The sequence below is a fragment of the uncultured Salinisphaera sp. genome (assembly GCF_964012375.1).
Lineage (GTDB): Bacteria > Pseudomonadota > Gammaproteobacteria > Nevskiales > Salinisphaeraceae > Salinisphaera.
In genome coordinates this window covers 1-3,980 of sequence record NZ_CAXGSH010000161.1, presented here as the reverse complement: position 1 = coordinate 3,980, position 3,980 = coordinate 1, and the positions used below count along the sequence as shown (strand labels likewise).

The 3,980-nt window shown below is 65.3% G+C and carries 3 protein-coding genes; 1 reads left to right on the top strand and 2 read right to left on the bottom strand.

Translation table 11 applies throughout. From position 1 onward, the window contains the following. Positions 1-52: 52 nt before the first annotated feature. Positions 53-2,149 (bottom strand): GGDEF domain-containing phosphodiesterase, encoded by a 2,097-nt coding sequence (locus ABNU97_RS17385; RefSeq protein ID WP_348767927.1) that lies wholly within the window; start codon positions 2,147-2,149, stop codon positions 53-55. 16 nt (positions 2,150-2,165) lie between these two features. Beyond that, entirely contained in the window at positions 2,166-3,242 is a 1,077-nt protein-coding gene (gene epmB / locus ABNU97_RS17380) for an EF-P beta-lysylation protein EpmB (RefSeq protein WP_348767926.1), read from the bottom strand. Between the two features lie 87 nt (positions 3,243-3,329). On the opposite strand from epmB, the gene efp reads away from it, so the two are divergent. Then, entirely contained in the window at positions 3,330-3,902 is a 573-nt protein-coding gene (gene efp, locus ABNU97_RS17375; RefSeq protein WP_348767925.1) for an elongation factor P, read from the top strand. Positions 3,903-3,980: the final 78 nt, after the last annotated feature.

The following is a 3,980-nucleotide window of genomic DNA, read 5'->3' as shown; positions in this document are numbered from 1 at the left end:
CGCGGCCTTTTGGGACTCAAACGCGACCGTGGATGAATAGATCAGAGGTTCCCTACAGCGTGGGCGCGGCCGTGTCGTCGGCCAGCGCCTCGGTGTCGGGCTCCTGGATGAAGTGACCCTGCACGTAGTTGATGCCGGCTTGCCAGAGGCGCGCCATGCTGTTGGCGTCCTCGATCTGTTCGGCGATCAGCGGGATTCCGCGCTCGCGCGCACTGGCAATGATATGGGCAAGCCGCTCGTCCTGTTCGCGGCCGAGAATCTGGCGCGCAAAGTCCGGCGCAAGCTTGATGAAGTGGGCCGGCATCCGGTCGAGTATCTGGACGGCTTTCGGCGTGCTGCCGTAGTGGGTCAGCGCGACCCGATAACCGGCGTCGGCCAGGGCCTGTGCGAGCTGCCCGCTTGCCCGGCTATTGCTGCGGACGTCGTCTTCGCGAAAGCTGAAAATCAGCGCGCTCGGGTCAATCGACCGCTGCTCGATCGCCTGGGCCAGCCACTCGGTGAAGGCGTCGCCCGCTTCGATCGTGGCGGGCGAGAGTTTCACGAACAGGATGATTTCGGTGTTCTTGGCTTTTTGCTGCCAGATAACGTCGATGGCCCGCTGTACGACCCAGCGGTCGATATCCGGCATCATTTGCGCGTGCTCGGCGGCGGGCAGGAATTCGCCCGGGCGCACGAGCGCACCGCGGTCGTCCACATAGCGCAGCAGCACGTCGAAGTAAGGCTGGCTATCGCCCGCAAGGCTGGTGACACCCTGATAGGCAAGGCTGAAGCGATCCTGGTCGAGCCCGTCGCGCAGGCGCTGTACCCAGACGTCATGCGCGCCGGCGCTGGCATCGGCGGGGCTGTCGACCGTGCATTTGCGGCAGGCGTTGCCACCTTGCTCGCGTAGTTCGTAGGCGGCGTTCATCAGCCGCTGCAGATGGGCGTCGTTCTGCGAGGAGCCGCCGGATAGCACACAGTAGGCCAGACTGGCGGTCAGCGCAGCGCTCTGATGTTCGTCGCCGAACGCTTCCTCGGCCAACGCGCCTTGCAGGCTCTGGGCGAATTCCTCGATTTCGTTTGCGGAATGCCGTTCGACGATCATTACGTATTCGCCGGCAGCAAACCGGAATACGCGATCTTCGCCGCGCAGGGCCTGGATGAGGTAGAGCCCGACTTCCTGCAGCAGCAGATCGCTTTCGGCGAGGCCGTACTGATCCTGCAGCCCGGCCACCTCGTCGACGGCCACAAAAACCATACCCAGCACGTATTCCTTGGCTCGGCTGACGGTCTGCGACAGCACCGAGTGCAGGGCCATGCGCCCGTCGAGCGCCGGCCCGCGGCTGCCGTCGCCGGCGCCGTTTTCACTGTCGACCAGTTGCAGCACCACGTTGGTTCGCCGCTCGTCGCTTTTTTCGGCGACGCCCGGGGTCAGCAAGGCGCGTACGCTCTGGCGATGATTGAGGTGGGTGGTCAGGTCGAATACCAGCGATGCATCCGACTGCTGGGTGGCGACCTGGTCGAGTGCCTCGGAGAAGCGGCTGCGATCGTGTGGCGCCACGCGATCGAGCAGATCGATGCCGCGCGCGCTTTCGATATCCTTGACGCCGATCAGGCGCGCGAAGGCTGGGCTGGGCTCGGCCACGCGCTGGCCAACGAGGGTCGCGCGGGCGTCCTGCCCGTGGCTGAGCAGCACGTCGAGGCGGCGCTGCGTCTGGTTCAGGCGCTGTGCGGCGTCTTGCAGCTCGACACGCACACGTCCGACTTCCAGGGCCTGGCGCAGGCGCAGGCGCAGCAGCTCGCGATCGGCCGTCGCGACCATATCCCAGGCGCCGTCCTCGCGCGCGGTGCTGGCGTCGACGCCCGCATCGGCGTTGTCGAGCACCAGGATCGGCGCGACGCCGGCCAGGCCGTGTACGAGCCCAAGCTCGCGGCGTGCGCGCGAATCATCGGCATGGCAGTGCAGGGCAACCACGGCAACGCCGGATATGGCGTCTTGCTCGCCCAGCTGTGTCGGGTCCTCGGCGCGAACCAGGTCTACCGGATCGTCGCTGTCTTCGAGCACGTCACGCACGCGCTCGAAGACCGTGTCGTCCGCCGTGACCGCGAGGATCGCCAGGGTCTTGCCAACCCCGGTACCGGGCTGTGAGGCCGTTGTGTGCTGGTTCAATCCTTCCCCCTTGAGATCATCGCCTATGCGCGCTGCTCGCGCCGGCATCGTGGCCCAATACCTGCTTGGCCGCATCGCCAGCACTCTCCCGTGCCAACCGGGGCACCAGATAGCCGGGCAGGCGCGCGGCCACACGGTTGATGAGCGCGAGTGCCTGCGCATCGGCCACTTCGAAATGGGCGCTGCCGGCAACTCGGTCGAGCATGTGCAGATAGTACGGCATTACGCCCAGTGCAAAGAGCCGTTCACTGAGTTCTATCAATGTATCGACATCATCGTTGACGTTCTTGAGCAGAACCGCCTGATTGAGCAGCGTTGCGCCGGCCTCGCGCAGCGCTGCCAGGCGCGCGGCGACATCGTCGTCGAGCTCCTGGGCATGGTTGGCATGGATGACGATCACGCATTGCTGGCGGCGTCGGGCCACCCAGTCGATCAGGCCGGCATCGATGCGTTCGGGCAATACCACCGCGGTGCGGGTATGAATACGAATCCGGCTGACATGGTCGATCGTGTCCAGCGATTCGCCCAGCGCCTCGAGCCGGGCATTGCTCAGCGATAGCGGATCGCCCCCGGACAGAATGACTTCGTTGATGCTCTTATCGGCTGCGATATGGGCAAGCGCGGCGTCGCCCTGACGGGCGCCTGCGTGCTGGTTCGCATAGTCGAAATGGCGTCGGAAGCAGTAGCGACAGTGGACCGCGCAGGCGCCCGTGGTCACCAGCAGCGCACGGCCGTGGTATTTATGCAGTACGCCATCGCCCAGAGCGCTGGCGTGATCGCCCACGGCGTCCATGGAGAAACCGGCGACATCGGCGTTCTCGGCCTCGACGGGCAGAACCTGGCGTAGCAGCGGGTCGTTGATATCGCCACGGCGCATGCGCGCGATATAACTGCGAGGCACACGCAGCGGGAAGCCGGTGCGTACGTGGGCGAACGCAGCGCGTGCGGTGTCGTCGAGCGCGAGCAGATCGAGCAGGGTATGGATATCGGTGACCGACTCGCGCATGGCCTGCTGCCAGCCATGACCGGTTTGCGATAGACTGGCGCGCTTTCGGGCAGGCGCGCGCAGGGGCTCGACGCTGGCGTGATGCATGGCAGTCAGTGTAGAACGCCGTCCGCGCCGCGCCAACCGGGCGCGCCTTTTTTGGCGTGCGGTTTTCAACCAACCAGACAAGCTTTTATGGCGACCTTTAATACCAACCAGTTCAAGGGCGGGCTCAAGATCATTCTCGATGGCGATCCCTGTGCCATCGTCGAGAACGAGTTCGTCAAACCCGGCAAGGGCCAGGCGTTCAACCGCGTCAAGATCCGCAACCTCAAGACCAACCGCGTGATCGAGCGCACTTTCAAGTCGGGCGACAGCGTCGAAGCCGCCGACGTCATGGACGTGGATTTGCAGTATCTCTACCACGACGGCGAGTTCTGGCACTTCATGGAGCCGAACACCTTCGAGCAGTATCAGGCCGGCGAAGCCGCGGTGGGCGACGCGACCAAGTGGCTCAAGGCACAGGACACCTGCAGCGTGACGCTCTGGAACGGCACGCCGCTGCAGGTCGAGCCGCCGAACTTCGTCACCCTGACCGTGACCGAAACCGATCCGGGTGTACGTGGTGACACCTCCGGCGGCGGCGGCAAGCCGGCCACGCTGGAAACCGGGGCCGTGGTACGCGTGCCGCTGTTCATCGAAGAAGGCGAAACGCTCAAGGTCGACACCCGCAAGGGCGAATACGTCTCCCGCGCCAACGAAGGCTGACGACCGCGCACGGCCCGAGGAAACCGGCCCCGCATGAACGATTGGCGCCCAAGCGCGAGCCGGGCGACGCTGGCACGC